Consider the following 25,346-nt stretch of genomic DNA (forward strand, 5'->3'; position numbering starts at 1 on the left):
ACAACCCATGCGTGGCCTATCGTCAGAAAGAGCACCGGTTCCCAAGGACCCGGCAGGCGCGTCCCATCCGGCGCAACCCATTCCCTTCGGCCGCGCCCAAGGCTCCAACGGCTTGGCGGCTGGGAGCCATGCGGTGATGACGGGTGTCACCCGCATCTTCGGATCGACCGTCCATGCCCTGGGGCCGGTCGATCTGGAGCTTCGGCGGGGAGAGTTCTTCTCCATCGTCGGGCCGTCCGGTTGCGGCAAATCCACCTTGCTCGACGTGTTGGCCGGACTGAGCAGCCCCACCGACGGCATCATCACCTTCGAGGGCAAGCGCGTGCGCGGCACGGTTCCCGACGGGGTCGGCGTGGTGTTCCAGGAGGATGCGTCCTTCCCCTGGCTGAGCGTGCGCGACAACATCGGCTTCGGCCTGCGCCGTGCCGGATTCCGTGGAGCGGAGGCGGATGACCGCGTGCGCCATGCCATCGATTTCATGGGGTTGAACGATTTCGCCGACGCCTATCCCAACCAGCTGTCCGGCGGCATGCGCCAGCGCGTCTGCATTGCCCGCACGCTGGTCATGCGTCCGCGCCTGGTGCTGCTCGACGAGCCGTTCGGCGCGCTCGACCAGCAGACGCGCCTGCTGATGGGCGACGAATTGCTGCGGCTGTGGCGGGCCAGCGGGGCAACCGTCCTGCTGATCACCCATGCGCTGGACGAGGCGGCGATGCTGTCGGACCGCATCGGCGTGATGTCGTCCCGCCCGGGCCGCTTCATCGAGATCGTCGAAACCGGCTGGCCGCGCGACCGGACCAGCGCCATCGCCGCCGAACCCGCCTTCGGCGAGGTCACCACCCGCCTGTGGAACACGCTGCGCGAGGAATCGCTGAAGGCGATGGCCAGCCAGCGGAGGGTCATCGGATGACGCGGGCCGGCATCCAGCGCCTGCTGATCACCGCCGCTGCCGTCCTGGCGCTGGAGGCGTCCTGCCGCCTGGGCTATGTCGGACGCAGCACCATGATCCCGCCGTCGGAGATGCTGGCCGAACTGATCCGGCTGATGGGGACCGACGGGTTCTGGACGCAGATCGGCTTCACCCTGCGCAACATCCTCGCCGCCGCCGTCGCCGCGATGGTGGTGGGCTTCGCGGGCGGCGTCACGCTCCACGCCCTGCCGCGGGTCCGCCGGGCCGTCGAACCGCTGATCGCCAGCTATTACGCCCTGCCGTTCTTCGTTCTGTATCCGCTGTTCATCGTGCTGCTCGGCATGAACGCGCTGCCGATCATCGCCATGGGCTTCCTCTACGCGGTGATGGCGATGGTGACGGCGACGCTGTCCGGGCTGGACCGCATCCCGCCGGTGCTGCGCAAGGTCGGCCGCACATACCGCCTCGACCGCTTCCAGGACGCGCTGCTGATCCAGCTTCCGGCGGCCGGGCCGCACATCTTCACCGGCGTGAAGCTGGCGCTGAGCTATTCGGTGACCGGCGTCATCGGGGCGGAGTTCATCTTGGCCGGCAGCGGGCTCGGCTATTCCATCGCCTTCGCGTACAACAATCTCCAGGACCGGACGATGTACGCGCTGCTGCTGTTTGTGGTGGTCTTCGTGTCCAGCCTGACCGTCCTGCTGCATTGGGCGGAACAGCGGGTGCGCCACCGCTCGGGCGCCGGCCGCGTCGGCGCCGCCCGCGACACCGCCGGAGCGCGGGAAAAGCTGGTGGCCGCCGCCGTCATCGCCCTGCTGATCCTGGGCGGCTGGCAGCTGTTCCATGGGCTTGCGGGGGACGAGGCGCTGGCCTCGCCGGCCGTCACCCTGAACCGGCTGGTCGTCCTGTTCGGCAACCCGTCCTTCTGGGACAATGTGGCGGAAACCGCCAAGGCGCTGGGGCTGTCGCTGCTGATCTCCTGCATCGGCGGCGGGCTGGCGGGCGTCCTGATCGGCGCGAACCGTGCGCTGTCGGACGTGCTGGAGCCGCTGTTCGTCACCCTCTACGCCATTCCCAAGGTCACGCTCTATCCGGTGATCCTGCTGCTGTTCGGGCTGGGCATGCCGGCGAAGGTGGCCTTTGGCACGCTGCACGGCTTCATCCCGATGATGCTGGTCACCATGGGCGCCATCCGCGCCATGAACCCGGTGCTGCGGCGCTCGGCCCGCGCCATGCGGCTGTCGCGGATGCAGACGCTGAGCGCGATCCTGGTGCCGGCGACGGTCCCCGAGATCGTGACCGGCCTGCGCATCAGCTTCTCCATCACCCTGCTGGGCGTGATGGTCGGCGAGATGTTCGCGTCCAAGCGCGGGCTGGGCTTCATGATCATGAACGGCATCAGCGTCAACGACACGGCGACGATGATGAGCGTCACCGTGCTGATCGGTCTGTTCGCCCTGGCGGTCAACAGCGCGCTGCTCGCGCTGGACAACCGGATGCACAGGGCGTCCTGACCCGGCGCCTGGCGCCCGCTTAATTCGTCACCTCCTTCCCGGCCGCCGGCCCGTCCGGCGGAAAGGACCCTCTCATGCCCATCGAAACCGCGAAGCTGATCGACGTCCATGCCCATGTCCGCCTGGAGGCGACCAACGGCGCCGCCGGCGTCCACGGGCCGGAGCATGGCGTCGACGAGAACGGCCAGCCCTGGTACCGCGTCGGCAACTACCGGCTGAGCGGCGTCCGCCACCTGAACAGCCCCTTCACCGATCCGGAGCTGCGGCTTCGCCGCATGGACGGGGCCGGCATCGATTTCCAGGTGCTGTCGGCCAGTCCGCTGAACTACTTCCATCACATCGACGTGCCCTCGGCCGTCTCCTTCTGCCGCCGCCACAACGACGCGCTGGCGGAGCTGGTCGGGCGCTATCCCGACCGGCTGGGCGGGCTGGCCGCCCTGCCGATGCAGGACCCGCGCGCCGCGACGGAGGAGCTGGAGCGCTCCGTCGGCGAGCTGGGCCTGTGGGGGGCGGCGACCGGCACCGAATTCGCGGGCGAGCCGCTGCACAGCCCGGAGTTCGACAGGCTCTACGAGGCGTTCGTGCGCCTGGACGTGCCTCTGTTCCTGCATCCGGCCCCGGCTGGCATCGACGGACCGCCCGGCGATCCGGCGCTGAAGCGCTTCGACCTCGACGTCATCATCGGCTTCGCCGCGCAGGAGACCATCGCCGTCGCCACCCTGATCTTCGGCGGCGTGCTGGAGCGGCACCCCGGGCTGGACGTCTGGATCAGCCATGGCGGCGGGGCCGCCGCCTTTACCGCCGGGCGGCTGGCCCAGGCCGGGATGAAGCGCCCCTGGGCCAGCCAGTCGATGAAGAAGGACGGCGCCTTCGAGGAGATGCTGTCGCGCCTGTGGTTCGACACGCACCTGAACGACGACCGTGCGTTGGCGCTGCTGACCCAGGTTGTGGGGCCGGACCGGCTGGTCTTCGGCACGAACTTCGCCGGCTGGGACCAGCCTGAGGACGGACACCACGGCGCCGTATCGCCGGCGCTGGCCGGCAACGCCCGCCGCCTGCTGAGAAAAGACCCCGATAGAAACGGCCCCAATAGAAGCGACAAGGCCCATAACGGAGGAACGCCATGACCATCACCCGTTTCCTGACCCGCGCGCTGGCGGCGGTGCCGCTGATCGGCGGCCTGCTGGCAGCACCCCAGGCCAATGCGCTGGAAATCATGGCGTCCCATTACGGCGCCCTGCTGAACACCGCTCCGATCGCCGTGGCGCTTGAACGGGGCGACTACAAGAAGAACGGCGTCGACGTCACCGACGTGATGAGTTCGGTCGGCGGCGGCACCGGCATCCGCAACATGGTGGGCGGCGGCCTGGGCTACGGCATCGTCAGCACCTCCACCGCGCTGGCCGGCATCAGGCAGGGCATGGACATTCGCATCGTCCACACCGCGATCCGCCGGGTGGACGATCTGCTGTGGGTGACGCGGCCGGACAGCGGCGTCTCCTCGGTCAAGGATCTGGTCGGCCGGAAGGTCGGCATCACCGCGCCGAAATCCTCGAGCGAACTGATGGTCGTCATGGCTTTCGAGGCGGCCGGCTTCCCCGGCAAGGCCGACATCGTGGCGCTCGGGTCCGTCGGCTCCGGCCTGTCGGCGCTGGAGCAGGGCGGGGTGGATGCGGCGCTGATCCTGGAGCCGCTCTACAGCGCCCGCAAGGACCGCTACAACGTCGCCTTCTCGCTGGAGAACCTGCCGTCGATGACGCCGACCGTCGGCGTCGCCACCGGCGACTTCATGCGCAAGAGCCCGGACCAGCTGCGCGGGCTGCTCGCCGCCTGGCGCTCGGCGGTGAACTTCATCTACGAAAATCCGGAGGAGGCCGCGAAGATGGTCTCCAAGCGCTACGGCGACACGCTGCCGGTGGAGGTCGCCACCACCTCGATGAAGCGCATGGCGGCGATCAAGTACTGGAGTCAGGGCGACTTCGACATGGACGGCCTGAACATCTGGGTCAAGGGCATGGAGCGCATGGGCGAGTGGTCCGGCCCGGTGGACTGGTCGAAGGTGCTGGACGACTCCTTCCTCGCCGCCGACCTGCGCAAGTGACGGGGTACTCCGCCATGACCCAGCAAATCCCGGCCGCGGACGGCACGCTGGCCGTCGTCATCGGCGGCGGCAACGGCATCGGGGAAGAGACCGCCCGCCTGATGGCCTCGCGCGGCTGGCGGCTGGCGGTCGCCGACCTCGACCCGGATGCTGCGGAGCGGGTGGCCGGCGAACTCGGCGGTGCCGCGTTGGCGCTCGACATCGCCGACGCCGCCGCGGTCGACCAAGCCGCCGCCGCCATCGAGGCGGCGCATGGTCCGGTCGGCGCGCTGGTGGTCGCCGCCGCGGTCTTCCAGCCGGTGCTGCCGCCCGCCGAGCTGCCGCTGGAGGTGTGGGAGCGCACGGTCCAGGTCAACCTGACCGGCACCTATTACGCCAACCGCGCCTTCGGCACCCGCATGGCGCGGCAAGGGCGGGGCAGCATCGTCAACATCGCGTCGATCGCCGCCATCGGTTCGGTGCCGGTCCATGCCTATGCGTCGAGCAAGGCGGGGGTGGTCAGCCTGACGCTGAACCTCGCCGGGGAGTGGGGCCGCGCCGGGGTGCGGGTCAACTGCGTCTCGCCGGGTTCCACCCTGGTGCCGCGGGTGGTGGAGCGTATCCGGTCGGGCCGCTACGCCGCCGACCCGGCCGAGTTCACGGCGCTCGGCCGGATCGTCCAGCCGCGCGAAGTGGCGGAAAGCATTGAGTTCCTGGCCTCCGACCGGGCCTCGGCGATCACCGGCGTCAATCTGGTCGTGGATGCCGGATGGCACGTCGCCGGCACCTGGGCGCAGTATGGCGGTGTCCGTGCGGCCCCGTCTCCCGCTCAGGCGGCGGGGGGTGCTGCATGAATCCGCTGTCGCTCTCCTACTACACGGTGCCGGAGCTGTCGCCGCCCGACATGGTGACGGTGGCAGCGGACCAGGGCTTCGCCCATGTCGGGCTGCGTCTGCTGGGCGGCCAGCCCGACGGCGATCCGATGCCGTTGCTGGCCGACCCCGCCCTGCGGCGCGAGATGAAGCGACGCATGGCCGACCGCGGCGTCACGGCGCTCGACGCCAACACCGCCCGCGTCCTGCCGCACACCGACCTCGACGCCTTCCGCCCCTTCCTGGAGGCCGCGGCCGAGCTGGGCGCCCGCCATGTGCTGGCGACCGGCGACGACCCGGACGAGGGGCGACTGGCCGCGCGGCTGGGGCGGCTGTGCGACGACGCGGCCGGCTTCGGCCTGACCGTGCAGTTCGAGTTCGTGCCCTGGATGAGCGTGCCGAGCGCCGCCGCCGCCGCCCGTCTGATCGGTAGGGTAGGGCGCCCGAACATCGGCATCGCGCTCGACGCGCTGCATTACGACCGTTCCGGCGGCACGCCGGCCGAGGTGGCGGCGATTCCGCCCGATCTGTTCGCCTACATGCATCTCTGCGACGCCCCGCGCGAGCATGCGGCCGACCGCGACTCCCTGCTGCACACGGCGGTGAAGGAGCGGCTGTTTCCGGGAGAAGGCGGCATCGACCTGATCGGCCTGCTGCGCGCGCTTCCGCCCGGCCTGCCGCTCGCCCTGGAAATTCCGACCGCCACACTCGCGCGGACGATGGACGCGCCGGCGCGGGTGGCGCGCGCGGTCGCCGCCACCCGCCGCCTGCTGGCGGCGCTCTGACCCACGCCCTTTGCTCCCGCCGTTCAACGGCTTTCAGTACGACGGCTTACAGCACGACGGCTTACAGGAGGAGACACCATGGCCGCCAGCCCCGAGACCGGCACCGCCATCCGCGCCTGCGCCCAGGCGGTGATCCGGGCGATCGAGACGCACGGACACGACACCGCCCAGCTGACGGCGGCACTGCGCGAACCGCTGGCCGCGCTTGCCGCCCGCCCCGACCTGTGCACGGCCGGCGTGCCGCGCATCGGCAACCATGTCGCGAACTCCCAGTACCTCTACTATGACGGCGACCTGTCGATCCTGCTGTTCGAGCTGCCCGACGGCCAGCCCATCGCCGTCCACGACCACGGCAATTGGGAAAGCATGGCCATCTACCGGGGGCGGGTGAAGCACACCGTGTACGAGCGGCGCGACGACGGCTCGGTTCCCGGCAAGGCCGACCTGACGGTGGTCGAGGACCGTGTGCTGGAGCCGGGCGACAGCGTCGTGATCGCCCCGCCCGCCGACATCCACGGCTTCATGGCGCTGCAGGCGGGAAGCTGGGGCATCACCGTGGCGAGCGGCACCTACAAGCCCGAGCGCTGCTATTTCCAGCCCGAGGCGGGGACCGTCGTCAGCAGGCGCCCACACGGCTGAGTGCCCGCCGTCGCGTCCAAAAAGGGAAGAACACACCGATGGATTTGGGACTGAAGGGCAAGGTCGCGCTGGTGCTTGGCGGCAGTCAGGGCATCGGACGGGCGGCGGCGCTGGGTTTCGCGCGCGAAGGCTGCGCCGTCGCCATCTGCGGGCGCGACCCCGGACGGCTGAAGGAGGCTCGGGCGCTCCTGGAGGCGGCCGGCGGCCCGGTGCTGGCGGTCCGTGCCGACGTCGGCGATGCGGATGCGGTGGAGCGGCTGGCCGGGGAGGTCGCCGACGCCTTCGGCACCATCCACATCCTGGTCAACAATGCCGCCGGTCCGAAGCCCGGCTCCTTCGACGGGCTGAGCGACGCCGATTGGGAGGATGCCTTCCGCCTTACGCTGATGTCGGCGGTCAACGCCACCCGCGCCGTGCTTCCCCATATGCGCCGGCAGCGCTGGGGACGGGTCGTCAACATCAGCTCCTATTCCGTCAAGCAGCCGATCGGGGAGCTGATGCTGTCCAACAGCCTGCGGCTGGGGGCTCTGGGCTGGGCCAAGACGATGGCGACGCAGCTGGCGCCGGAGAACATCCTGGTCAACACCGTCTGCCCCGGCTGGACGGCGACCGACCGCATGACCCAGGTGGTCGGCGCCCGCGCCGCCGCCCAGGGCCGAAGCGCGGACGAGACGGCGGACGGCATCGCCGCCGGCATCCCGCTCGGCCGCTTCGCCCGTCCGGAGGAGGTCGCCGACCTGATCGTCTTCCTGGCCTCCGAGCGCGCCAGCTACCTGACCGGCACCGCCATCCCGGTGGACGGCGGCATCGTGCAGAGCGCGCTGTGATGAGTGCAGAGCGCGCTGTGAAGAGTTCAGAGCATGCCGTGACGCCGGCTCCATCCATGTCCAACACCCGCTTATCCGGGAGGATCACATGACCAAAACCGCTCTGGTGACCGGAGCCGGCGGCGGGCTGGGCGCGGCCATCGCGCGCCGTCTGGCCGGCGAGGGCTATCGCGTGGCACTGCTCGACCTCGACGCCGCCGGGCTCGAAGCCGAGGCGGCGCGCATTCCCGGCGCGTTGGCCTTCACCGCCGACGTGACCGACGAGGCGCAGGTCGATGCGGTGGTGGCCGCGATGACGGAGGCCTTCGGCGACGGACCCGACATTCTGGTCAACAATGCCGGAATCGTCCGCTTCGGCGACATACTCGACCACAGCGTCGCCGACTTCCGCCGCGTGGTGGACGTGAACCTGACCGGCACCTTCATCGTCACCCGCGCCGTGGCGCGGCGGATGGCGGAACGCGGGTCGGGGGCGATCGTCAACATCACCTCACTGAACGCCGTCGCCCCCAGCCCCGACGCCGGGGCCTATCCGGCCACCAAGGCGGCGGTCGCGCTGCTGACCGAGCATCTGGCGCTCGCGCTGGCGCCGCGCGGCGTGCGGGTCAACGCCGTCGCCCCCGGCTTCATCGACGCCGGTATGTCGGCGCCGATCTATGCCGATGCGGAGGTGCGCGCGGTGCGCGGCGGCGCCGTGCCCGCCCGGTCGCTCGGCACCGCCGACGACATCGCCGACGCGGTGCTGTTCCTGGTGTCGGATCGGGCACGCTACATCCATGGCCAGCATCTGATGGTCGACGGCGGCGTATCCTTCAGTCTGAAGATGCACTTGCCCCGCCGTGCACCGGCGGTCAAGCCCCTGGCGGGCGATCGATGAACAGGGCGATCCGCAACCTGATCCTGACCGGCGGCATTGGCCATCCCTTCGCCGATGCCGCTCCGGCGCTGGAGACGATTCTGGCCGAAGCGGGAGTCGTCTCGACCGTCACCGACGACGTCGAAGGCGGGCTCGAGGCGCTGGAAGAGGGCGGTTTCGACCTGCTCACCGTCTACGCCCTGCGCTGGCGGATGCTGGGCAGCGAGAAATACGCCCCGCACCGCGGGCGCTGGGCCTTCTCGCTGTCGCAGGCCGGGCGGGAGCGGTTGTCGCGCTTCGTCACCGGCGGGGGCGGACTGCTGGGCCTGCACACCGCCCTGATCTGCTTCGATGACTGGCCGGGATGGAAGGATCTGCTGGGCGGCGCCTGGGTATGGGGCCGCTCCGCCCATCCGCCGCGCGGTCCGGTCACCTTGGTCTTCACGACCGGAAACCATCCCCTCACCGCCGGCCTGCCGCCCTTCACCGTGACCGACGAGGCCTATGGCGGCTTCGATCTGGCCGGCGATGTCGAGCCCCTGGCGACCGTGGCATCGGAGGGGGGAAGCGCCTGGCCCGCCGTGTGGGCGCGCGACGCCGGCCGGGGCCGGGTGGTTGCCGACACGCTGGGCCACGACCGGGCGTCCCTGGAACACCCGGTGCACCGCCAAATCCTGACGCGCGCCGCCCTTTGGGCCTGCCGCCGTCCGCTCTGAAAATCCATCCGACCTGCAAAGAGGAACCGTCCCCATGACCAGCCTCCATGCGCAAGCCGCCGCTCCGGCCGCCGCTTCCACCGACGCTTCAGCCCACCCAGCCCCGCTGTTCAGGCCGCTCGACGGCATCATCGGGGCGGAGGCCGACAGGCTCGACCTGTCCCGGCCGCTCGACGATGCGACGGTCGACGCGGTGCGGACGGCGTTCCGCGACCATCATCTGCTGGTGATCCGCAACCAGTCGCTGGACAAGGAGCGCATGTACCGGTTCGCCGAACTGTTCGGCCCGATCGAGGGGCACATGATCCGGCTGGCCGACGGGTCGAAGTGGGATGCGGTGCACACCATCACCAACCTGGACGCCGCCGGTAACCCGGTGGCCAAGCCCTTCATCAGCTCCAACTATTTCTGGCATACCGACAAGTCCTTCCTGCGGGAGCCGTCGCTGCTGACGATGCTCCAGGCGGTGGAACTGCCGCCGAACGGCGGCGACACGCAGTTCGCCGACATGACCGCCGCCTATGATGCCCTGCCGGACGCCATGCGCCGGCGGATCGACGGTCTGAAGTCGGTGCAGAGCCTGGAGTTCATGCGCCGCTACACCGGCAGCGCCCCGCCGACCGAAGACGACATCGCCGCCGCTCCGCCCATCGCTCATCCGCTGGTCCGCACCCATCCCGAGACCGGCCGCAAGAGCCTCTATATCGGCATGTACAGCTCCCACATCGAGGGCCTGCCGGAGGAGGAGGGGCGCGCCTTGCTGGAAGAGCTGCTGGAGCACGCGACGCAGGACCGTTTCGTCTACACCCACCGGTGGCAGCACGGCGATCTGGTCTTCTGGGACAACCGCTGCCTGTTGCACCGTGCCACGGCCAACTACGAGATGGGCAAGCACCGCCGCGTCCTGATGCGTGTGGTGGTGAAGGGCACCGTGCCGGTCTGACGGGTGCGGCTTCGGCGGTCGTTGAAGCGACCGCCGAAGCCCCGCCGCAAGCTCGGCATCGGCGTCGCTGGGGGGAATCGGAACGGTGCCGAGAACGGGCTGGCCGGCATAGGCACTGGTTCGTCTTTTCCCGCTTCAACGGAAGGAGCGGGCCGACCCCTGAAGCCGGTAAGCTCTTGTACTGATACAAGAGTTGTACTTCAGGATAGAACCTACCTTGCATGGCACAAATATCCCATAAGATGAATTATGGAAAATATTGAGCAAATGTGACGGCTGGGATGGCGCTGTCAGGCCCCATTGCTGGGCTAAGGACGGGCCCACATCTGCGCAACGCCTTTGTAAGCGGCGATCGCGCTATCGGCGTGAACCAAGGTCAGGTTCTGGGCTTGGGCCTGTGCCACCAGCATGCGGTCGAACGGGTCCGGGTGCGACCACTCCAAACCTCCGGCCCGCTCCGCATGAACCGGGTCGATGGCGAGCGGGAGGAAGTTGTTCAAGGCAACGGCCGCGCTCGGAGATCCGGTGAAAGCCAGCTTCCCCTTGCTGCTCTTGATCGCGATCTCCCACACGGAGGCCGCGCTCACATGGACGCGATTCTCCGGGGCGGCAATTGCGGCTCGCACCGCCGGACTGATCGGATCGGCGCCGGCGTCCCACCAAAGGAATACATGGGTATCGAGCAGCAGGTCCATCAGCGGCCTGCCCCCTTATCCGGCCCTTCGTCCGGATCGCCACCGGCAAACAGCGCCTCGATCTGCGCGTCGGGATCGTCGAAGTCCGGTGCGATCCGGGTGACGCCCAGCGCCCGGGCCGGCTTGCGAGGCTCCGTCACCTTGGGCAGCGGAACCAGCTTGGCCATAGGAACGCCGTTCTTGGCGATGACGAACTCCTCCCCGGCCGCCGCCCGGTCAACCAAGCCCGAAAGGTGTGTTTTCGCGTCATACAAGCTGATATGGCCCATGGCATCCTTCCCTTGACCAGCTTGACCAATGTGGGCTGGGCCGTGGGTTTGGTCAAGTTGGTTAAAGGCGACCGGCAAGCGGGGTGGAGGTCTTGGGATTCCTGAAAAGCAGGATGCGCACCAGCGTCGTTCCGATCGCTCCCTGGGCAACCGTCAGGGCCGTCACCACCGCCGCTCCGGTCATGCCGAAGACCGGGATCAGGACGGCGCCGAGAAGGACGCACACCGCCAACTGCAGAAGATTCAGCCGGCGCAGCGTGCGTCCGTGTCCCGTCATGGCCAGCAGAATGTCCTGGCAGGCCAGAAGGCAGTTGATCATCTGGCCCACGGCGAGAATGCGCAGCGCCGTCGCCGCGCTGCCGAACCCCTGCCCGACCAGATCGAGCAACGGTTCCGGCACGACCATCATGACCGACACCATGGGCAGGCCCAGAGCCGCGACGGTCAGCATGATGCCACGGTTCATCGCCAGCAGGCGGGACGTCTCGCCACGGCGATGCAGTTCGGCGTAGTTGGGGGCGGCAAAGGTCCCGATGCTGATGATGACGACCCAGATCAGCATGGAGATGCGGTTCGCCACGCTGAACGCCCCGACCGAGGCCGCGTCGACGAACACGCCCAACGCGAGCACCGGCAGTGACGCCAGGGACACCTGCACCAGCTCGACGACGAACAGGGGAAGCGCCGTGTGCCACAGCGACGGCAAAGCCTCCGTCCGCCCGTCCGCAGAGGCCGCATCGGCAGACGCGGAATGGTCGGTGAACCGGCAGCGGTTGCTCGCGAGAAGGACCAGTCCGACCGCGACGCTGAGTGTCAGAGCGCCCGCCAAAGCCAGGATCAGAGAATCGAGGCTGGAAACCCCCGCCAGAAGAGCGGCAAGCATCAGCACCGGCCACAGCGCGTTCTGCACGAACTGCGCCGCAACGCCCCGCTTCAGCCCCGCCAGAGCGGATCCGATGGTGATGGTCAACGTCTGCGGCACCAGGGCCAGGGCCGACAGGCGCAGCGGCGTTTCGAGATCCGGCGCCCCGAACAGCAGGTGCGACGCCGGCCCGGCCAGGGCATAGGTCGCCACCGCGGCCAAGGCTGCGGCGAGTCCCGTGCCAACCAGTCCGGTCCGCAGGTCGCGCCCGGCCGCCCGCCCCTGGCCGATGGCCAGTTCGGCGGCGATGTGCCGCGTGATCGCCCGTTCGAGCCCAAGCCGCGCCATGGTTGATGCCAGGCCGATCCAGGTCAGGCACAGGAAGAACAGGCCGGCGTCATGGGCGCCCAGCGCGCCCGCCGCTATGATATAGAGGCCAAGCTTGCCGACGACCTCCACCCCGCGCAACCCGAGGCCGATGCCATAACGCCCGAGGGCACGCCATGTCTGGAGACGCATCACGCTCTGTGGGATAAGGGGTTGTTGCGGAAGCGGAAGATGTTCGCGGACACGTGGGGAACGGCCGTGTAGGGCCGCGCAAGGAGAGCCGTCGGTTGATGACCAATGTGACGAAAGGGCGATGCCACCGGAGCGTTCGGGCGGCGCTGGCTCTGTGCCTTGCCGCAGCCCTGCTCGGGCAGGACCGCCCGGCCGCCGCGCAAGACACCGAGGAATGGCGCGCCGTCGACATCCGCCAGGAAATCCGTGCCCATTTCGACCGTCTTCCCTATGGCTGGTGGATTCGCGAACCCGAGCTGCACTTGAACACCTACGAGGTTGAGGTCAACATTCCCGATTGGTGGCACGGCAACCCGACCTCGGCGGTGAACAATTTGTGCCCCGAGCGGCAAAGCCGCATCTGGAGGGTGGCGAAGATCCTGACCTTGCGCCCTTTCTACCAGAAGCGGCCCTGGCCCGAGGTCGACTGCCGCCGCTGAGGCCGTCGATGCGAGGCCGTCAGGTCCTGCTCGACTGCCCCAGGGCCGCGCGCAGCCGGTCGGCCACGCCGTCACGCGCCACGAAGATGAAGTTGTTGATGTAGACCTGCCCCTTGACGCGGTGCGTGCCTGCTGCGTTCAAGGCGGAGCGGGACTGGTGGCGGGCCGGATCGAAGCTGTCCAGCGTAGACAAGCGTCCCGCCAGGACGAAATAGCCGCGATATCCCAGCGGGGTCAGCAGAGCCTGCAGCGCCGCCAAGGCTCCGGGATTGTGCCGCTCCTCCGCCTCGATCAGCAGATTGGGACGGTCACGGTCGATCAGACGGAGACCGCCGCCGACCACCGCGGTTTCATGCCCCTCCACGTCGATCTTCAAAAATCCGACCGGTTGATCGTCGTAGCGGTCCAGCGTCCGGCGCGGGACGGTCACCGCCTCCACCTCTTCGCCATGGGCGCCCACCGCCCCCCTCTCGACCGAAGCCAAGGCGGACGAGCGCGGCACATGGAGCACGATGGAGCCGTCGCCGTCGCTCAGCGCACACCCCTCCACCCGCAGCCGGCCTGACGCGATCAGCGGCGCGAACTTGTTCTCCAGCAACGCCGCGAGTTTCGGGTTGGGTTCGAAAGCGGTCACGCTGGTCGCCGCACGACAGAGCCAGAAGGTGTAGATGCCGCTGTTGGCGCCGATATCGTAGGCGGCCTCCCCCGGAACGCACAGGACGGGAAGAAGGCGCAGCTCCGGCTCGGCATAGTAGGGCGCGAGCCGGTCGCGAAGCCAGGTCAGTCGGCGGAACATCCGCGGGTGACGGAGTTCGATCGCGGCTTTCAATGAAGACAGTCGGTGGTTCATGGCGCGTGGCTCGGTGGGGCTGGGGCCGGCATCCTGGCACCCAACCAAAAGTGGGGGACTTCGGCAAAAAGCAAATAGCTAAAAATTGAGACAAAATGCTTCAAAACCCCAACCACCCCATGACAGCTCTACACCGGACGTGGTAAGCCATGCAAATAAAGTGCTCGACCCACACGCTACGGTACCCATAAAAGATGCTGTCCCAACATCTGGAAAATCGCAGGCAGAGCCAATCGGCTGACCAGCTGGAAGGCTCGCCGGCTCAGCAATCGCATGGGGTACTTTTTTCCAGCGGCGTGTCGGCATTTACGCCGCGCGATCTTCTGATACTCGCTTTTTATCACAAGCGCATCATCCTGATTGTCGCTCTTCTTTCGATCATCGCCGGCCTGGCAGCCGCCACCTCTGCGCGCACGCGCTACGCCGCGGAAAGCCTAGTCATGATGATGATCGACCGCTCGCATGCGGGGATCAGCGACGTGGCCGGCACCCTGCCCTCCGTCCTGTCGATCGACGGGCTGAAGTCGGTGGACAGCGAGATCCGCATTCTGGAAAGCCGCCGGGTGATCGAGGACACGCTGAGCGCGCTGGACCCCGTCACCCTGTTCCCGGAAATCGCGCACCCTCGCCTCTTCGGGCTCCTACCCGCCGACAGCCCGCAGGACCAGCTCGAAAAGGCCATCGACAAGTTCAAGCGCCGCCTTCAGGTGGAGCAGCAGTCCTCCTCCAACATCGTGCGTCTCAGCTTCAGCCACGAGGACCCGGACCTCGCCGCGGACACCGTCAACGCCCTGGCCGATGCCTACCTGAAGCGCCGCCGCGCGATCTTCGACATTCCGCGCTCGCCCTTCCTCGCCTCCGAACTGGCGCGCCATTCCGACCAATTGAAGAGCATCGAGGGACAGATCCAGGCGCTGAAATCCGAGTACGACATCGTCGACCTCGTGCAGGAAAGCCTGCTGGCCGCCAATCAGGTGGACAGCATCGTGCAGCGCCGCCGGCAGACCCAGGAGCGTCAGGCCGCCCTCCAGGCGGAGGTCGCCGCCGCCAAGAAGCGGCTCGCCGCCCTGCCGGAACGGGTGTTCGATTTCAAGGAACAGAGCAACCAGAACCAGAACGACGACGACCGCAACGTGCTGCTCCGCCTGGAGCTGGACCGCGACCGGCTGGCCTCCCAGTTCCTGCCGGACTACCCGCCGCTCCAGGAGTTGGAGCGGAAGATCAGGACGGTCCGCCAGTCGATGAAGGGCGGCGACAAGCCGGTGTTCAGCACCACGCGCGAGGTCCGCAACCCGACCATCCCCTTCCTGAGCAACCATCTGCTGACGCTGGAGATCGAGCAGGACGCCGTGGCCCGGCAGCTCGACGAGCTGAACCGCCAGCACACGGTGGCGGTGGAGAAGGTCGGCCGCCTGCGCAAGGCAGAAAGCGAGCTGCGCGACCTGGAGCGCACGCGCAGCGTGATGGAGGACATCTACCGCGACTACGCCCAGCGCACCGAGGCCGCCCGCGCCGAGGAAGAGGCCGCCAAGGTGCGGTTCTCCAATGTCCGCGTCGTGCAGCCGGCGGTGGCGCCGGCGACCGGAACGAGCATGGCGCCGAGCTTCATCATCGCCGGGCTGGTCGGCGGCATCCTGCTCGGCGGAGCGGCCGGCGTGCTGGCGACATGGCTGCGCCAGGTCTACATCCTGCCGCACGAGATCGAACGCGACCTGGGCGTTCCGGCCATCGCCAGCTTCTCCGACACCGATGGCGAGCTGGTCTCCCCCGGCGCCCAGCAGGAGCTGATCCATCTGGCCGCACAGTTGCGCGACCATGGCGCCGACGACCGGCCGATGGCCCTGATCCAGTTCGTGACCGCCAACGACGGCGACGGCGACGCCGTCGTGGCGCGCGGGCTCGCGCTGGAATTCGCCAAGGGGCGGGGCCTGCGGACGCTGCTCATCGACCTCTGCGGCGACGGCACGGGCCAGCTGGCGGCGATCAACGCCGGGGTGGACGACAAGACGGACGGCGACGCGGACGCCGGAACCGGCGAGCGGCTGCCGACCATCGACCCGCAGGGGAGCGGCGACTTCGAAACGCTGCCCTCCGCCGTGCCGCTGCTCTGGGTGTCGCGGCAGGCGACGGGATCGGCGCTGGGCAGCCTGCGCACCCCCATCGCCCAATCGCGCCAGATTCTGGAGCGGCTGAACCAACGCTTTGACATCATTTTGATTCTGTCCCCACCGATCGGGAACAGCCATCTTGCCCGGCGGCTGTCGCCGATGGTGGACGCGAACATCCTGGTCGCCCGTGCCGAGCACACCCGTGCGCCGGTCGCGGCCCGGATGCGCGACTCCATCCTCGCGTCCGGCGGCGACATCGTCGGGTTGGTGCTGACCGGCCGTCACTTCCACATTCCCCAGGTGATCTACCGATGGCTGTGATGCCGATGGCTGTGATGCCGATGGCTGTGAGAGGGGCGGCCGCGATGCGGGGCTTCCTGTTGGCGGCGTTGCTGGCGCTCGGCGCGTGCACCGGCCAATCTGTAAGTCCCAGAGAGGCCATGCCCGAGGGCTTCGCCCGGTGGGAGGATTCCACGCCAGCCTACCGGCTGGGTCCGGGGGACCGTTTCCAGGTCAAGTTCATGCTCGTCCCCGACATGGACGAGGAGGTGATGATCGGCCCCGACGGCTCCGCCGGGCTGCGCATGGCCGGTCAGGTCGACGCCGCCGGGCTGACGCCGGGCGAGCTGGCCTCCGTGGTCGAGACGCGCGCGCGGCGCTGGATGCGCGCGCCGCAGGTCAGCATCGGGCTGAAGGAAACCCCGTCGAACCGCGCCTATATCGGCGGCGCCGTCGCCCGCCCCGGCCCCTACCTGCTGAACGGCCGGATCGGCGTGATGGAGGCGATCACGCTGGCGGGCGGCTTCGACCGTGAGGCGCGGTACGAGGAGGTGGTGCTGATCCGCCGCAACCCCGAGAACAAGCCGATGCTGCGCACCATCGACACCCGCCGGTTCCTGGAGACCGGGACGGCGGTCGGTGACGTGCCGCTGGCCGCCGGCGACATCCTGTTCGTGCCGCGCAGCTCCATCGCCGAGACCGGCCTGTGGGTCGAGCAGTTCATCAACCGCGTCGTGCCGTTCGAGCGTGTGTTCAGCTACACGATCGGGCGCCAGACCGGCGGCGCCGTGAACTTCCCATGACGAAGCTCCAGACCGAACCGGGGCGGGAGCATACCACGGACACCGTCTTCGGGGTCGCCATCACCCGCCTCGACGTGGCCGGCGCGGCCCAGGCCATCGCCGCGCGGGCGCCGGAAGCCCCCTTCGCCTATGTCGTGACGCCGAACGCGCAGCACGTGGTGCGGCTCCACCGAGGGAGCGACGCCCGTTTCCGCGCCGCCTACGACGGCGCGTGGCTGCGGCTGTGCGACAGCCAGATCATGCGGCATCTGTCCCACCGGCTGTTCCGCAAGCCCTTGCCCAGCGCCAGCGGCAGCGACCTCACCGCCCACCTGTTCGCGCACGTCATCACGCCGGACGATTCCGTCACGGTCATCGGCGGCAACGACGAGCTGGAGCGCCGCCTGCGCAGCCGCTTCGGGCTGACCCGGCTGGCCCGGCACGAGCCGCCGATGGGCTTCTCCGCCGACCCGCGGGAGGTCGAGCGCTGTGTCCGCTTCGTGCTGGACCACCCGGCCCGCTTCGTCTTCCTGGCGGTCGGCGCGCCGCAGTCGGAATGCTTGTCGCTGGCCATCCGGAACACCGGACAGGCAACTGGCGTCGGGCTGTGCGTCGGCAGCTCGCTGCTGTTCGTCACGGGACTGGTGGAGCGCGCCCCGCCGCTGTTCCGCCGCCTCGCCCTGGAATGGCTGTACCGGCTGGCCCAGAATCCGCGCGGTCACGCCCGGCGGGTCTTCGTGGAGTCCCTGCCGCTGCTCGGCATCGCCCTGTCCGCCTGGTGGTCGGAACAGCGGGACCGGACACGGCCGAAGCCGGCGGCGCGCCCATGATCGTCGAGCTGGGAGCCCGGCAGCGCGGACGCATCCTGTCGCCCGTCCGGGCGGCGGCGCCGCGCCGCGCCCTGCCCCGCTCCCTGCCCCGCCCCCTGACGGTGATGATCCTGCTGGCGGTGCTGCCCCTGTTCGGGCAAAGCTTCCATTATCTGGTCGATGTTCCACCGCTCTACGCCCTGTCGAAAAGCTGGCCGGTCCTGACCATCCCGCTCGCCGTCTACGCGATGGCGCAGATCGAGCTGCCGTTCAAGTCGCTGTGCATCGCCCTGCTCGCCTACCTCGTGGCGATCACCCCGGCGGTGTCCATGGTCCAGCTCGGCAACGGGCTGACCGACGCGATGGCGACCACGGTCAAGGTCTGGCCCTTCGCCTATTGTTTCTCGCTCGCCGCACTGCTGACCCTGCTGCGCCCGACGCTGCCGCAGGTGCGCGGCGCGCTGATCGCGCTCGGCGTCGGCACCTTCGTCGTCATGCTTGCCCTGTGGCTGGTCGTTCCGCCGGAGGCCTACGCCACCGATCCGCTGAAGAGCAAGCTGCTGATGTACGACTTCGAGCGCGGCTACCGCATCTTCATGCCGATGTTCTTCGGCGTGCTGTTCCTCTTCTACCTGTCCCGGCGGTTCTGCGCCTACCGGGAATGGTGGACCATCCCGCTGCTTCTGGCCGGGCTGCTGCTGATGGTCCTGATCTACAAGCAGCGCACGGTTCTGGGCGGCGTGGTCCTGGTGGTCGGCTTCGCCATGATCACCTCGGCGCGCGGCTGGTGGCGCATCCTGGCGGTCAGCGCGGCCCTGCTGGCGACCATCGTCCTGGCCGCCGTCTACAGCGTGGACCTCGCCAACCGGGCCGAGCAGATGCTCGGCGCCTCCCTGTCGATCCGCCAGAACTCCATCGTTCTGGCGCTCGACTTCCTGGAGGTGACGCCCTTGCGCTGGCTGCTGGGGGTGGGCGCCATCACCCGCTTCAGCAGCGTGACCCTGGCGGACATCCTGGGCAGCGATCAGTTCTATCTCGCCGACATCGGCTGGATCGGCGTCGTTTTCGAATACGGCGTCATCGGCGCGGTGCTGATCGCGGCCTTCTACGTCGCCGCTCTGCGCACCGCCCGCCGCTCCGCCGACCGTGACGACCCCATGACGCTGGCGCTGGGTGATTACGTCCTGTTCGCCCTGGCGACCTCCACCATCTACTCCGTCGTCTTCACGCCCGGCGAGGTCGCCAGCGTGATGGCGCTCGCCCTCTACTGGCGCAACGCCCGCCGGCAGGCCGGCGCCCAGCGCCCACTCAGCCCCCCGAAACGCCCCGTCATCAGCATGGGAAGGCCATGATCGCCGCCACCTCCTCCGCATCCCCGGCCTTCTTCCGCCGCCTGCGCCGCCTGCTGGCCCATCCGGGTTTCCGCGCCGAGCCGGTGCCGGTCCTGGCCCGTGCCGCCCTCTGGCTCGGCTGCGTCGCCCTGAAGCGCAGCCCGCGCTTCCGCCTGACCTCCGGCGGCGAGCAGCTGCGCGTGCCGCCGGATCTGCGCTACACCTCCGTCACCTCCTTCGTGCTGCGGGATTGGTCGGAGCCGGAGCTGCGGGAACTCGACCAGTTCGTGGCCCCCGGCGCCGTCTTCATCGACGCCGGCGCCAACATCGGGCTCTACACGCTGAAGGCGGCCCGGCTCGCCGGGCCGGACGGCATCGTCGTCGCGGTGGAGCCCGGCACCGTCGCGGCCGACCGGCTGGCGGCCAACGTCGCCCTGAACCGCTTCGCCACGGTGCGTCTGGTCCGCAAGGCGCTGTCCGACCGGAACGGCACGGCGGTGCTGCATCACGTCTCGGCGGGCGGTGACCTCCAGGCCTTCTCCCTGCTGGGCGACAGCGCGACCAAGGAGGGCGAGGAGGTGGCGACGGTGACGCTCGACAGCCTCGTCGAGGAGTTGAACCTGCCGCGCATCGACTGCATCAAAATGGACGTCGAAGGGGCTGAGCCCATGGTGGTCGAAGGCGCGCGGCGCAGCCTGGAGCGCTGGCACCCGACCATTCTGTTCGAAGTGAACAGCGCCATCCTGCACCGCCGCGGCGAACGCACCGACGGCTGTTGGGACCGGCTGGAGGCGATGGGTTATCGCTTCTGGCGGCTCGAACAGGGCCATCTGGTGTCGATCACCACGGTGCCCGCCGACTTCTGCAACGTGGTCGCCATGCATGGCGGGAATTCCCCATCATGAGCATGGCCGGGGCGACGCATGGTTCGCGCAAAGAGGTCGTTGAACACAGGCTTTCCGAGTTTCTCCAAAATGCGACAAAATCGGAAAATCCGGTTGTGACTCTTTGTCGAAATTTATCGCGTCGGCGTCGCCAATGCTGTCTTAAGCCATTTTAAATAGTGTGTTAGTAAGAGGTCGCCATGTCACCTCAACCTTCAATAGCATTTCCGTCGCCACTGCACCGCTATGTCCAGCACGGCCATCGCCGTGTGGACGGCTGGCTGTCGCGCCTGGACGCCAGCCTGATCGCCACCGTCGGTGTGTGGCAGAGCGCCGAGGGCGTGACGGGGAGCGTCGGCGAAATCGGCGTCCATCACGGACGGCTGTTCATCCTGCTGGCGCTCGTGCGCAAAGCGGATGAGCGGGCCTTCGCCGTCGATCTGTTCGACGACCAGCAATTCAACGTCGACCAGTCGGGGCAAGGCGACGAGACGGCCTTCCGCGGCAACCTCGTCCGCTTCGGGATCGAACCGGCGTCGGTCGAGGTCGTCAAGGACAACTCCCTGGCTCTGTCCTGGAGCGGCCTCGCCGAGCGGCTGGGTCCCGCGGTCCGCCTGTTCAGCATCGATGGCGGCCACACCGCCGACGTCACGCGCCATGATCTGGGTATCGCCGACGACAGCCTGGGCGACGGCGGGGTGATCGTCCTCGACGACTACTTCAACCCTGAATTCCCCGCCGTGTCCGAGGGCATGTGCCGCTTCATGGCCGACCGGCCGGGAGCCCTCGGCCCCTTCGCCATCGGCGACAACAAGCTGCTTCTGGCCCGCCCGGACTGGGCCGAACGCTACCGCGCCATGTTGGTCGGCGCGGTGCCGTCGCGCCATTTCGTCCGGGACACCGAACTGTTCGGCCAGCCCGTCACCGTGTTCCGCACGCCGCGGACGCCGATGCAGTTCATCCGGCAGACCGGCCTGACCCGCCGGCTTCGCTCCCATCCGCTGGGGCAGGCGTTGAAGCCGATCATCCGCCGCTTCGTGCAGGGGTAAGAGACCGCCATGCGCGACGACGTGCAGGTCTGTTTTCCGGCCGAGGAGCGAAGCGCCGTTCCGGACCCTGCCGCGTTGCCGCAGAGCGCCGTTCCGGCTCCCGGCGATTTCGCCGGGGCGCGGGATGGCTGGCTGCACTGGACGCATGGGCTCGTCAACCGGCTGGTGAAGGGGGCCGACGGGGTCCTGCTGGCCCTCGCCGGACTTGCCGCCTGGGCCGTCTGGTCCGCCCGGACGGACGGCGTGTCCTTCGACGACGGCCGTCTGCTCATCCAGGCGGTGATCTTCACGGCCGTCACGCTCGGCGTCTATCTGCGCGCCATGACCACCATCGGCGCCTACCGTGTCGAGAATTACCGGCACTGGGGCAAGTCGTTGCTCGACGTGGTCGGCGGCCTGCTGCCGGCCGGGACCGTCCTGTCCCTGCTCGTCTGGGCCTTCCTGCCGGAGGTCGGCCCGTCGGACATGCTCGCCCTGTGGGGCGGAACGGCGCTCGCCTGTCTGGGGGCGGGGCGCATCCTGGCGGCGCGGGGTGTGCGCCTTCTGGAGGAGCGCGGGGTGCTGCGCCGCCGGGTCGTCATCCTGGGCGCCACCGACGTGGCGGGGCGGATGATCGCGCATCTGGACCAGCCGGAGCACCGGGCGAACTACAGCATCCTCGGCTTGTTCGACGACCGCGACAGCGATCGCCGGCCGGCGTCCCTGGCAGGCTTGCCGGTGTCCGGCGACCTGACGGACTTCAAGCGCTTCCTGCCGGACAACCGTGTGGACATGGTCGTCATCGCGCTGCCCTGGCGGGCGGCGATGCGCATCCACAGCCTGCGCATGCAGCTTCAGATGATCTCCCTCGACATCCTGATTCCGCTGGACGAGGAGAGCATCCGGCTGCGGCTCGCCAACCTTCGGCACATCGGCGACATCCCGGCTTTGCTGGTGATGCGGCAGCCGCTGCGCGGCATGCAGATCATCGTGAAGCGGATCGAGGACGTCGTCGTCGCGGGCCTCGGGCTGCTCGTCGCCTCGCCCTTCATGCTGGCCGCGGCCATCGCGGTCCGCCTGGACTCGCCGGGGCCGATCATCTTCCGGCAGACCCGTGTGGGCTTCAACAACCGCCCCTTCACGATGCTGAAGTTCCGCACGATGAAAGTGGACGACAGCGACGACGGCGCCATCGGCACCAGCCGCGACAACCCGCGGATCACCCGCGTCGGCCGCTTCCTCCGCCGGACGAGCATCGACGAGCTGCCCCAGCTCTTCAACGTGCTGACCGGCGAGATGTCGGTGGTCGGCCCGCGCGCCCATGTTCCGAATATGCGGGTCGGCAACCAACGCTACGCCGAGGTGGCGCGCGAATACGCGGCGCGCAGCCGCGTCAAGCCGGGGATCACCGGCTGGGCCCAGATCAACGGCATGCGCGGCGGCATCCACACGGTCGAGAAGGCGCGCGTCGGGGTTGACATGGACATTCACTACATCGAGAACTGGTCGCTATGGCTCGATGCGAAGATCATCATCAGCACCGTGACCACCGGCCTGTTCGGGCGCGACGTGTTCTAGGCGCTCTGGCCCTCGCCGCCGCGCTTCTCGCCGGCGGCGGCATGACCGGCGCGAGCGCGGAGGGGCTGCCGACGCGCCCCCTGCTCGTCTACCACGACAGCTGGTACGAGCGCCCGGCCACCGGACCGGCCGCGACGACGCTGGCGGCTCTCCCCGGCTACATGAACGTGGTCGCCCTGTCCTTCGCCCGGCCGGACGCCGTCTATCTCGACCGCTTCGACCTCAAGGGGACCGGCCTGCAGTACGGCTTTTCCGGCACGGTGCTGAGGGACGCCATCGCGCTTCTGAAGCAGCGCCAGCCGGGCACCCGCGTGCTGCTCGCCGTCGGCGGGGCCAATTACGCGAATTGGGACGCGCTGAACCTCGGCGCCCTGGTGCGGCTGGTTGGGGATCTGGGCGTCGACGGGGTCGATCTGGATTACGAGCCGGAGATGCCCGGCTGCTCTGTCCGGCCGCCGGGGCGGGTGCGCTGCCTGTCCGACGCGGCGTGGCAGGATCTGGTGGCGCGCTTCCGCAGCGCCTTCCCGCGCCCCCTGCTGCTGACCGTACCGGGCTGGAGCATCGGGGCCTATGGCGAGGGTGCATTCCGGGACGCTCCGCCGCGTGGCCCCCACACCGGGTCGATGCTCAACCTGCTGCGCTCCCCGCAGGCGGCGGCGATCGACCTCGTGTCCATCATGGCCTATGAGGGCGGCCCCACCTTCGATCCCTGGCAGGCCTATCAGGCTTATCGGCAGGTCTGGAAGGGGCCGCTCGCCCTCGGCGTCCAGGTGCCGCCGAGCCAGCTCGGCGGGCCGACCTACACGGTGCCTCTGGCGGAGCGGCTCGCACGGGACGTCGCGCAGGACCCGCAGGGCGGCATGATGCTCTACCCGCTGCTGGGGCGTCCGCCCGGCGCGGTCGGTCCGGACAATCCGGACGGCCGCCTGCTGTCCCAGGCGCTGTGCCGCGGGTTGGGCCTCGACGGCTGCGCCGAGGCGCTTCGTTGAAAGTCCCAAGCGGAAAAGACCGATGCCGCATGCTTTCGCACAGGCGTGACGCCTCCTGACTTTCAGACGATCGCCGTGCCCTATCCCCTCACCTGCCTTCGTCAAAGATATTTTCCCAGGCCGATCTATCGATTGCGAATGATTCGCATTCGTGCTTAGGAGTGGGCTGCGAGGTTTTGGGAACGGGTGTCGTCCACGTCATGGCTGAAAGAGACCGGTCTTCCCTGCTGGGTCTGCTGCTCGACCATTATGAAGAGATGACCGGCCATCTGGCCCGGCGCCTGGGGTCGCTGTGCCTCGCCGAGGACGTCGTGCAGGACACCTATCTGCGCCTGCGCAGCCTGACCGCCCTGCCGGAGATCGACAACCCGCGCTCCTATCTCTACCGCATGGCCGACAACATCGCGCTCGACCGCATGCGTGCGGAGACCCGCCGGGGGCGGCGCTTCGCCCCGGCGGAAATGGGGCTCGACCGTCCGCTCGACGAGCCGGACGCCGAGGCGACGCTGGAGCACAAGCAGCGGCTGGAGCGGCTGAGCCGGGCGCTGGACGAACTGCCGCCGCGCTGCCGCGAGGTGTTTCTGCTTCACAAATTCGACGGGCTGAGCCATGCCGACATCGCCGCGCGCCTCGGCATCTCGCGCAGCATGGTGGAGAAGCATGTCATGAAGGCCCTGGCCCATTGCCGCGACCGGCTGGCGCTCTGATGGAGCGCGAGCGTGACCGACCGGACTTACCGGACAACCCTCGGGACGCGGCCCTGGCGTGGTTCGTGCGTCTGGAATCCGGCGACGCCGACGCGGCGGACCGCCGGGCCTTTCACGCATGGCTGGCGCGGGACCCGGCCCACCGCCGTGAATACGACCGGCTGGCCGGGCTGTGGAGTGATCTGGACCGGGTGGCCGACCCCCGCGGGAATCGCCGTGCCGCGCCGACGCGGCGCCGTTTCCTGGCGTTCGGCGCCGCTGGTGGGGCGGCGGTCTGCGCCGCGGCGCTGGGCGGAGCGGTCGTCCTGACCGGCTGGCCCGGCGATCTGAAGACCGGAATCGGTGAGCGGCGGACGGTGGCACTGGACGATGGCTCGGTCCTCACCCTGGACGCTGACAGCGCGCTCTCGGTCGAGTTCTCCGCCAAAGAACGGCGCGTCCGTTTGACCGAGGGGCGGGCGCATTTCGTCACCGCCCCCGACCCGCAACGCCCCTTCGTCGTGACCTGCGCCAACGGGCGCGTCGCCACCGCCAACGCCAGTTTCGTGGTGCATCGCTGCCTGGACTCCGTCGTGGTGGCGGTGGAGACCGGATCGGCCAGCCTGACCACCGGGATGGAGCCTCCCCTTTCCGTCAACGCCGGGCAAAGCCGGTCCTACGGCCCCGACGGCCCCAGTCCTCTGCTGAGCCAGGGCGTGGCGGTGGAAAACGCGTGGCGGCACGGCCGGCTGGTCTTCCAGGGGCAGCCGCTCGACGCGGTGATTGCGGACCTCAACCGCTACCACCCCGCCCGGATCGTGCTGTGGGACCGGCCGCTCGCCGGATTGCGCTTCGACGGCAGCGTTGACATCAGCCGGCCGGACGCAGCCCTGAACGCCATTCTCCGCACGCTCCCCTTGCGCACGCTGCGCCCCGTTCCCGGCCTGGTCATCATCCGTTCCGTCTAGCCGATTCGCATCGAATTTTTTCCAAATCGGGGTGAGGTGGTTCCCACCGGGCATCGTCATGGTTTGCATACACGAAAATGCAACTCAT

At 68.9% G+C, this 25,346-nt stretch carries 26 protein-coding genes; 22 read left to right on the forward strand and 4 right to left on the reverse strand.

The window, feature by feature from the left end; genetic code table 11:
* Positions 1-136: 136 nt before the first annotated feature.
* The 11 genes from AC1DVI_RS08235 (at position 137) to AC1DVI_RS08285 (ending at position 10,142) form a co-directional block, all read left to right on the forward strand.
* Positions 137-910, forward strand: a complete 774-nt coding sequence (locus AC1DVI_RS08235) for an ABC transporter ATP-binding protein (protein WP_476957530.1) — start codon at positions 137-139, stop codon at positions 908-910.
* Positions 907-2,424 (forward strand): ABC transporter permease, encoded by a 1,518-nt coding sequence (locus tag AC1DVI_RS08240; protein WP_476957531.1) that lies wholly within the window; start codon positions 907-909, stop codon positions 2,422-2,424. Before AC1DVI_RS08235 ends, AC1DVI_RS08240 begins: the two co-directional genes overlap by 4 nt.
* 74 nt (positions 2,425-2,498) lie before the next feature.
* On the forward strand, positions 2,499-3,551 hold the full coding sequence (locus AC1DVI_RS08245) for an amidohydrolase family protein (protein WP_476957532.1): 1,053 nt from the start codon (positions 2,499-2,501) through the stop codon (positions 3,549-3,551).
* Positions 3,548-4,525: an ABC transporter substrate-binding protein gene (locus AC1DVI_RS08250; RefSeq protein WP_464882649.1), complete on the forward strand. Its 978-nt coding sequence runs from the start codon at positions 3,548-3,550 to the stop codon at positions 4,523-4,525. Before AC1DVI_RS08245 ends, AC1DVI_RS08250 begins: the two co-directional genes overlap by 4 nt.
* A 14-nt stretch (positions 4,526-4,539) precedes the next feature.
* Positions 4,540-5,358 (forward strand): SDR family NAD(P)-dependent oxidoreductase, encoded by an 819-nt coding sequence (locus AC1DVI_RS08255; protein ID WP_476957533.1) that lies wholly within the window; start codon positions 4,540-4,542, stop codon positions 5,356-5,358.
* Positions 5,355-6,161, forward strand: a complete 807-nt coding sequence (locus AC1DVI_RS08260; RefSeq protein ID WP_476957534.1) for a sugar phosphate isomerase/epimerase family protein — start codon at positions 5,355-5,357, stop codon at positions 6,159-6,161. The genes AC1DVI_RS08255 and AC1DVI_RS08260 overlap by 4 nt, the downstream gene beginning before the upstream one ends.
* A gap of 78 nt (positions 6,162-6,239) precedes the next feature.
* The gene (locus tag AC1DVI_RS08265; RefSeq protein ID WP_476957535.1) at positions 6,240-6,800 is read left to right on the forward strand and encodes a hypothetical protein; all 561 of its coding nucleotides are present in this window, start codon (positions 6,240-6,242) and stop codon (positions 6,798-6,800) included.
* 38 nt (positions 6,801-6,838) lie between these two features.
* Positions 6,839-7,627, forward strand: a complete 789-nt coding sequence (locus AC1DVI_RS08270; RefSeq protein WP_476957536.1) for an SDR family oxidoreductase — start codon at positions 6,839-6,841, stop codon at positions 7,625-7,627.
* Positions 7,628-7,715: 88 nt separating this feature from the next.
* The gene (locus AC1DVI_RS08275; RefSeq protein WP_476957537.1) at positions 7,716-8,504 is read left to right on the forward strand and encodes an SDR family NAD(P)-dependent oxidoreductase; all 789 of its coding nucleotides are present in this window, start codon (positions 7,716-7,718) and stop codon (positions 8,502-8,504) included.
* Entirely contained in the window at positions 8,501-9,199 is a 699-nt protein-coding gene (locus AC1DVI_RS08280; protein WP_476957538.1) for a ThuA domain-containing protein, read from the forward strand. Before AC1DVI_RS08275 ends, AC1DVI_RS08280 begins: the two co-directional genes overlap by 4 nt.
* Before the next feature lie 34 nt (positions 9,200-9,233).
* Positions 9,234-10,142 carry a TauD/TfdA dioxygenase family protein gene (locus AC1DVI_RS08285; RefSeq protein ID WP_476957539.1) on the forward strand — a complete coding sequence of 303 codons (909 nt, stop codon included), beginning with the start codon at positions 9,234-9,236 and terminating at the stop codon, positions 10,140-10,142.
* A gap of 308 nt (positions 10,143-10,450) precedes the next feature.
* Here AC1DVI_RS08285 and AC1DVI_RS08290 read toward each other — a convergent pair whose 3' ends face one another.
* The 3 genes from AC1DVI_RS08290 to AC1DVI_RS08300 form a co-directional block, all read right to left on the reverse strand.
* Entirely contained in the window at positions 10,451-10,837 is a 387-nt protein-coding gene (locus tag AC1DVI_RS08290) for a type II toxin-antitoxin system VapC family toxin (RefSeq protein ID WP_476957540.1), read from the reverse strand.
* The gene (locus tag AC1DVI_RS08295) at positions 10,837-11,106 is read right to left on the reverse strand and encodes a type II toxin-antitoxin system Phd/YefM family antitoxin (RefSeq protein WP_476957541.1); all 270 of its coding nucleotides are present in this window, start codon (positions 11,104-11,106) and stop codon (positions 10,837-10,839) included. Before AC1DVI_RS08295 ends, AC1DVI_RS08290 begins: the two co-directional genes overlap by 1 nt.
* Positions 11,107-11,167: 61 nt before the next feature.
* Positions 11,168-12,487: an oligosaccharide flippase family protein gene (locus AC1DVI_RS08300; RefSeq protein ID WP_476957542.1), complete on the reverse strand. Its 1,320-nt coding sequence runs from the start codon at positions 12,485-12,487 to the stop codon at positions 11,168-11,170.
* 98 nt (positions 12,488-12,585) lie between these two features.
* Between AC1DVI_RS08300 and AC1DVI_RS08305 the strand changes: the two genes are divergently transcribed.
* Positions 12,586-12,966 (forward strand): hypothetical protein, encoded by a 381-nt coding sequence (locus AC1DVI_RS08305; protein ID WP_476957543.1) that lies wholly within the window; start codon positions 12,586-12,588, stop codon positions 12,964-12,966.
* A 19-nt stretch (positions 12,967-12,985) separates the two neighbouring features.
* Here the strand turns inward: AC1DVI_RS08305 and AC1DVI_RS08310 are convergent, their stop codons facing one another.
* Entirely contained in the window at positions 12,986-13,816 is an 831-nt protein-coding gene (locus tag AC1DVI_RS08310; protein WP_476957544.1) for an FkbM family methyltransferase, read from the reverse strand.
* A gap of 440 nt (positions 13,817-14,256) precedes the next feature.
* Here AC1DVI_RS08310 and AC1DVI_RS08315 point away from each other — a divergent pair, with 440 nt between their 5' ends.
* From AC1DVI_RS08315 to AC1DVI_RS08360, 10 genes are all read left to right on the forward strand, one after another.
* A complete protein-coding gene (locus tag AC1DVI_RS08315) occupies positions 14,257-16,245 on the forward strand; it encodes a GumC family protein (protein ID WP_476957545.1) in 1,989 nt (662 codons plus the stop codon).
* A gap of 119 nt (positions 16,246-16,364) precedes the next feature.
* Positions 16,365-17,006, forward strand: coding sequence for a polysaccharide biosynthesis/export family protein (locus tag AC1DVI_RS08320; protein WP_476957546.1), 642 nt, complete (start codon positions 16,365-16,367; stop codon positions 17,004-17,006).
* Positions 17,003-17,815 carry a WecB/TagA/CpsF family glycosyltransferase gene (locus AC1DVI_RS08325; protein ID WP_476957547.1) on the forward strand — a complete coding sequence of 271 codons (813 nt, stop codon included), beginning with the start codon at positions 17,003-17,005 and terminating at the stop codon, positions 17,813-17,815. Before AC1DVI_RS08320 ends, AC1DVI_RS08325 begins: the two co-directional genes overlap by 4 nt.
* Positions 17,812-19,146 carry a hypothetical protein gene (locus tag AC1DVI_RS08330; RefSeq protein ID WP_476957548.1) on the forward strand — a complete coding sequence of 445 codons (1,335 nt, stop codon included), beginning with the start codon at positions 17,812-17,814 and terminating at the stop codon, positions 19,144-19,146. Before AC1DVI_RS08325 ends, AC1DVI_RS08330 begins: the two co-directional genes overlap by 4 nt.
* Positions 19,143-20,030, forward strand: a complete 888-nt coding sequence (locus AC1DVI_RS08335; protein ID WP_476957549.1) for an FkbM family methyltransferase — start codon at positions 19,143-19,145, stop codon at positions 20,028-20,030. Before AC1DVI_RS08330 ends, AC1DVI_RS08335 begins: the two co-directional genes overlap by 4 nt.
* Positions 20,031-20,209: 179 nt before the next feature.
* Positions 20,210-21,058 carry a class I SAM-dependent methyltransferase gene (locus AC1DVI_RS08340; protein WP_476957550.1) on the forward strand — a complete coding sequence of 283 codons (849 nt, stop codon included), beginning with the start codon at positions 20,210-20,212 and terminating at the stop codon, positions 21,056-21,058.
* 9 nt (positions 21,059-21,067) lie between these two features.
* Positions 21,068-22,615, forward strand: coding sequence for an exopolysaccharide biosynthesis polyprenyl glycosylphosphotransferase (locus tag AC1DVI_RS08345; protein WP_476957551.1), 1,548 nt, complete (start codon positions 21,068-21,070; stop codon positions 22,613-22,615).
* A gap of 41 nt (positions 22,616-22,656) precedes the next feature.
* Positions 22,657-23,604, forward strand: a complete 948-nt coding sequence (locus AC1DVI_RS08350) for a glycoside hydrolase family 18 protein (protein WP_476957552.1) — start codon at positions 22,657-22,659, stop codon at positions 23,602-23,604.
* A gap of 200 nt (positions 23,605-23,804) precedes the next feature.
* Positions 23,805-24,311, forward strand: a complete 507-nt coding sequence (locus AC1DVI_RS08355) for a sigma-70 family RNA polymerase sigma factor (RefSeq protein ID WP_476957553.1) — start codon at positions 23,805-23,807, stop codon at positions 24,309-24,311.
* Complete coding sequence (locus AC1DVI_RS08360; RefSeq protein WP_476957554.1) at positions 24,311-25,258, forward strand: FecR family protein; 948 nt, start codon at positions 24,311-24,313, stop codon at positions 25,256-25,258. The genes AC1DVI_RS08355 and AC1DVI_RS08360 overlap by 1 nt, the downstream gene beginning before the upstream one ends.
* Positions 25,259-25,346 lie beyond the last annotated feature (88 nt).

It is taken from the genome of Azospirillum sp. P4_B5 (assembly GCF_056402275.1).

What these genes read in the sequence shown, in the direction of transcription:
- AC1DVI_RS08275 (WP_476957537.1), top strand. Translation starts at nt 7,716, where the DNA reads ATGACCAAAACCGCTCTGGTGACCGGAGCCGGCGGCGGGCTGGGCGCG.
- AC1DVI_RS08270 (WP_476957536.1), top strand. Translation starts at nt 6,839, where the DNA reads ATGGATTTGGGACTGAAGGGCAAGGTCGCGCTGGTGCTTGGCGGCAGT.
- AC1DVI_RS08305 (WP_476957543.1), top strand. Translation starts at nt 12,586, where the DNA reads ATGACCAATGTGACGAAAGGGCGATGCCACCGGAGCGTTCGGGCGGCG.
- AC1DVI_RS08325 (WP_476957547.1), top strand. Translation starts at nt 17,003, where the DNA reads ATGACGAAGCTCCAGACCGAACCGGGGCGGGAGCATACCACGGACACC.
- AC1DVI_RS08340 (WP_476957550.1), top strand. Translation starts at nt 20,210, where the DNA reads ATGTCACCTCAACCTTCAATAGCATTTCCGTCGCCACTGCACCGCTAT.
- AC1DVI_RS08255 (WP_476957533.1), top strand. Translation starts at nt 4,540, where the DNA reads ATGACCCAGCAAATCCCGGCCGCGGACGGCACGCTGGCCGTCGTCATC.
- AC1DVI_RS08265 (WP_476957535.1), top strand. Translation starts at nt 6,240, where the DNA reads ATGGCCGCCAGCCCCGAGACCGGCACCGCCATCCGCGCCTGCGCCCAG.
- AC1DVI_RS08320 (WP_476957546.1), top strand. Translation starts at nt 16,365, where the DNA reads ATGCCCGAGGGCTTCGCCCGGTGGGAGGATTCCACGCCAGCCTACCGG.
- AC1DVI_RS08260 (WP_476957534.1), top strand. Translation starts at nt 5,355, where the DNA reads ATGAATCCGCTGTCGCTCTCCTACTACACGGTGCCGGAGCTGTCGCCG.
- AC1DVI_RS08330 (WP_476957548.1), top strand. Translation starts at nt 17,812, where the DNA reads ATGATCGTCGAGCTGGGAGCCCGGCAGCGCGGACGCATCCTGTCGCCC.
- AC1DVI_RS08280 (WP_476957538.1), top strand. Translation starts at nt 8,501, where the DNA reads ATGAACAGGGCGATCCGCAACCTGATCCTGACCGGCGGCATTGGCCAT.
- AC1DVI_RS08300 (WP_476957542.1), bottom strand. Translation starts at nt 12,487, where the DNA reads ATGCGTCTCCAGACATGGCGTGCCCTCGGGCGTTATGGCATCGGCCTC.
- AC1DVI_RS08295 (WP_476957541.1), bottom strand. Translation starts at nt 11,106, where the DNA reads ATGGGCCATATCAGCTTGTATGACGCGAAAACACACCTTTCGGGCTTG.
- AC1DVI_RS08290 (WP_476957540.1), bottom strand. Translation starts at nt 10,837, where the DNA reads ATGGACCTGCTGCTCGATACCCATGTATTCCTTTGGTGGGACGCCGGC.
- AC1DVI_RS08235 (WP_476957530.1), top strand. Translation starts at nt 137, where the DNA reads ATGACGGGTGTCACCCGCATCTTCGGATCGACCGTCCATGCCCTGGGG.
- AC1DVI_RS08345 (WP_476957551.1), top strand. Translation starts at nt 21,068, where the DNA reads ATGCGCGACGACGTGCAGGTCTGTTTTCCGGCCGAGGAGCGAAGCGCC.
- AC1DVI_RS08285 (WP_476957539.1), top strand. Translation starts at nt 9,234, where the DNA reads ATGACCAGCCTCCATGCGCAAGCCGCCGCTCCGGCCGCCGCTTCCACC.
- AC1DVI_RS08310 (WP_476957544.1), bottom strand. Translation starts at nt 13,816, where the DNA reads ATGAACCACCGACTGTCTTCATTGAAAGCCGCGATCGAACTCCGTCAC.
- AC1DVI_RS08240 (WP_476957531.1), top strand. Translation starts at nt 907, where the DNA reads ATGACGCGGGCCGGCATCCAGCGCCTGCTGATCACCGCCGCTGCCGTC.
- AC1DVI_RS08355 (WP_476957553.1), top strand. Translation starts at nt 23,805, where the DNA reads ATGGCTGAAAGAGACCGGTCTTCCCTGCTGGGTCTGCTGCTCGACCAT.
- AC1DVI_RS08360 (WP_476957554.1), top strand. Translation starts at nt 24,311, where the DNA reads ATGGAGCGCGAGCGTGACCGACCGGACTTACCGGACAACCCTCGGGAC.
- AC1DVI_RS08350 (WP_476957552.1), top strand. Translation starts at nt 22,657, where the DNA reads ATGACCGGCGCGAGCGCGGAGGGGCTGCCGACGCGCCCCCTGCTCGTC.
- AC1DVI_RS08335 (WP_476957549.1), top strand. Translation starts at nt 19,143, where the DNA reads ATGATCGCCGCCACCTCCTCCGCATCCCCGGCCTTCTTCCGCCGCCTG.
- AC1DVI_RS08315 (WP_476957545.1), top strand. Translation starts at nt 14,257, where the DNA reads ATGATGATGATCGACCGCTCGCATGCGGGGATCAGCGACGTGGCCGGC.
- AC1DVI_RS08245 (WP_476957532.1), top strand. Translation starts at nt 2,499, where the DNA reads ATGCCCATCGAAACCGCGAAGCTGATCGACGTCCATGCCCATGTCCGC.
- AC1DVI_RS08250 (WP_464882649.1), top strand. Translation starts at nt 3,548, where the DNA reads ATGACCATCACCCGTTTCCTGACCCGCGCGCTGGCGGCGGTGCCGCTG.